Genomic DNA, 412 nt, shown 5'->3' on the forward strand with positions numbered 1-412 from the left:
GCCTTCCAGCGTTTTGATATTGGGATCAACCAGTGAACTGTCATGTACACCCAGACGCAGGCGCGTCATACAGTTACCACAACTGGCGATATTTCCCGGTCCGCCGACACGGGTAAGAATGGTGTTCATAAGTTCACTGCTGATCTCTTTGGCCATGGGTTATTCCTTGTCTAAAACCTGACGAATAAAGCCGCCGTGTTGATCCAGGCGTTTTTTAGCTTCTGCGGCATCGAGATTTTTCAGCACCATCACAATGGCCGTTTTACAGTTGCGCTCGCAGGCAATTAACGCCGCTTCCGCTTGTTCGGCATTACATCCGGTGGCGTTTTTAACGATATTGACCTGGCGCACATGCAGTTTTTCGTTGGTGGCGACCACATCGACCATCAGGTTGCCGAACACTTTGCCGGAT

1 protein-coding gene and 1 pseudogene are annotated in these 412 nt (G+C 50.5%); both read right to left on the reverse strand.

From position 1 onward, the window contains the following. Positions 1-156 (reverse strand): PTS transporter subunit EIIB (locus FHC51_RS22410; RefSeq protein ID WP_220436753.1); only part of this gene is annotated, 156 nt, incomplete at its 3' end. A 3-nt stretch (positions 157-159) separates the two neighbouring features. Then, positions 160-412: pseudogene (locus tag FHC51_RS22415) on the reverse strand (N-acetylmuramic acid 6-phosphate etherase); the annotation flags it as partial.

Origin of the sequence: Leclercia sp. EC_58, assembly GCF_019584355.1 — a bacterium.
Taxonomy (GTDB): Bacteria; Pseudomonadota; Gammaproteobacteria; order Enterobacterales; family Enterobacteriaceae; genus Enterobacter.